The 2,061-nt window shown below is 66.9% G+C and carries 2 protein-coding genes; both read right to left on the bottom strand.

What is annotated here, in order from left to right; all coding sequences use genetic code 11:
- Nucleotides 1-381: 381 nt before the first annotated feature.
- Complete coding sequence (locus CF70_RS23465) at nucleotides 382-1,140, bottom strand: sulfite exporter TauE/SafE family protein (RefSeq protein ID WP_035870416.1); 759 nt, start codon at nucleotides 1,138-1,140, stop codon at nucleotides 382-384.
- Nucleotides 1,141-1,210: 70 nt separating this feature from the next.
- Nucleotides 1,211-1,756, bottom strand: a complete 546-nt coding sequence (locus CF70_RS23460) for a hypothetical protein (RefSeq protein ID WP_200876799.1) — start codon at nucleotides 1,754-1,756, stop codon at nucleotides 1,211-1,213.
- Nucleotides 1,757-2,061 lie beyond the last annotated feature (305 nt).

The following is a 2,061-nucleotide window of genomic DNA, read 5'->3' as shown; positions in this document are numbered from 1 at the left end:
AAAGGCCCCCCCCCCCGCCCCCGGGCGGGTCGGATGCCCCAATCTGGTGTTCTTGTCTTTCTATTCTTTTTATATTGCCGGTCCCTCGCGGGACCGTCTCCAGGCGCAACGCCGGCGCCTGCCTGCTACCCCGGGGCGCATGGCGAATGCACATTCGCCGCACCCCGTCTCCCGCCCGGCGCTTGATCCCCGGCGGCGCTCGGCACGAGCTAGCCATGTCAAGCCATGGCGCGCCAGACCGGCCGCGTATTCGCCGACCGCCCGGTCGGGAATGCGTAGCGAGTCTAGCAACAGCCATATCGGCCGGGTAGCCGGATTAACCCGCATCGCAGCATGCAAGCGACCCGGCGTCTCGCGGACGTCGCGCGACGCCGTGTTGGCTCAGCGGCCAAACGCATCCCACGCGGTCTTCACAATCAGCGCGGCCACCACCACGATAAACACCCGCCGCACGAAAGCGCTGCCATGCTTGAGCGCGAGGCGGCTGCCCACCTGGCTGCCCGCCACGTTCGCCACGGCCATGACCAGGCCGAGCTGCCACCAGACATGCCCCTTCGCCGCCAGCAGCAGCAGCGCTGCCAGGTTGGTGGCGAGGTTGACCACCTTGGTCGACGCCGATGCGTGCAGGAAATCGTAGCCGAACACCCGCACGAACACGATCATCAGGAAGCTGCCGGTGCCCGGTCCGAACACACCGTCGTAGAAACCGATGCCCGCCCCCGCCAGCAATGCCGCCGCGCGCTCCTTGCCGCCCGACAGCGACGGCGCATGCTCGGTACCCAGGCTTTTCTTGGCCACCGTGTACACCAGCAGGATGACCAGGATAAAGGGCAGTGACTTGCGCAGCGGGTCCGCGGGAATCAGCGTGAGCGCGTAGGCCCCCGCCATCGAAAAGGCGAAAGCCGACAGCATCGTCGGCAGGGTCGCACCCCAATAGATACGAACGCTGCGTCCGTAGCGAAGCGCGGCATTCGTGGTCCCGGCCAGCGAGGCTACCTTGCTGGTGCCCAGCAGCGTGGCCGGCGACATATTGGGATAAGCGGAGAACAGGGCCGGGATCTGCACCAGGCCGCCACCGCCAGCGACGGCGTCGATCAGGCCGGCAAGAAATGCGGCAACAGCGAGAAACGCGAATTCCATGGACTGCGAGAAAAATAAAGAGGGGAAACGAAGCAGCGGAGACAGTCGCGCCAGTCAGGCGCGACACCTGTCAGCCCAGGGTCTTGGGCGCCGGCGTGAGATTGCGATGCCACAGGCCCCCGGCATGCGCGACAAAGCCCGCTGAATCGGCCTGTGACCCAGCCAGCAGCGCCGGCGCCAGGAGCATGTGCCGCACGCCGTGCGCGCGGCACCAGTCGGCCAGCAGGTCGCAACAGGCCAGCAGCACGGCGGGATCCTCTTGCGCGGCTTCCGCGCCAACCCACCACTCCACGGCCAGCGCCGCCAGGCCGGACAGTTGGAGATGTGGCACCAGCGCCACGGGGAGGCATCCCACCAGCCGCGGCGCCGCAGCGCCCCCGGCCACCGCCAGCACGCAGGTCCCGCGCTCGGGCCTGGCCAGCAGGTTCTCCACCAGCGCATCCCGGGCGCGCGCCGCCGCTACCGGCAACGCTTGCCGTGACTGCAGCCAGGCGCACAGGGGCCCGGCATCGGCCGGGGTGGCGAGACGTACCAATGCCTGCGGACCGGCGGGAAGGGCCGGGGCACTGGCGGGATCGGGCTGGGAAGGAAATGGGGAAGGGAAATCTGAAGGCATGGCGGGCCCGATGGCAAGGCAGCATTGTCTCATGCGCTTCTGGCTGCCCTTATGCCGATTCCGCATGGCGAGGGCATTACGCACCACAAACGGGCGTTCACGGGTATCGAGCGGGCATTAAAAAAGGCGTTGCCAGGGATCACCCGGCAACGCCCTCATCTTATATTGGCACTCCAGCCTAGTGACTGCGCGCCTGTCGTCTCCTCGCTTCCGCCTCCATTTAACCTGCGAAAACCGTATATGGAATGTAACGAAGCGGTGCGTTTCCAGCAAGCTAGGAGCCCGTCGGGCTTTCCGGCCTTCCA

Source organism: Cupriavidus sp. SK-3, from assembly GCF_000611145.1.
In the GTDB taxonomy this organism is placed as follows: domain Bacteria; phylum Pseudomonadota; class Gammaproteobacteria; order Burkholderiales; family Burkholderiaceae; genus Cupriavidus.
This window is presented reverse-complemented; position numbering and strand designations above follow the sequence as displayed.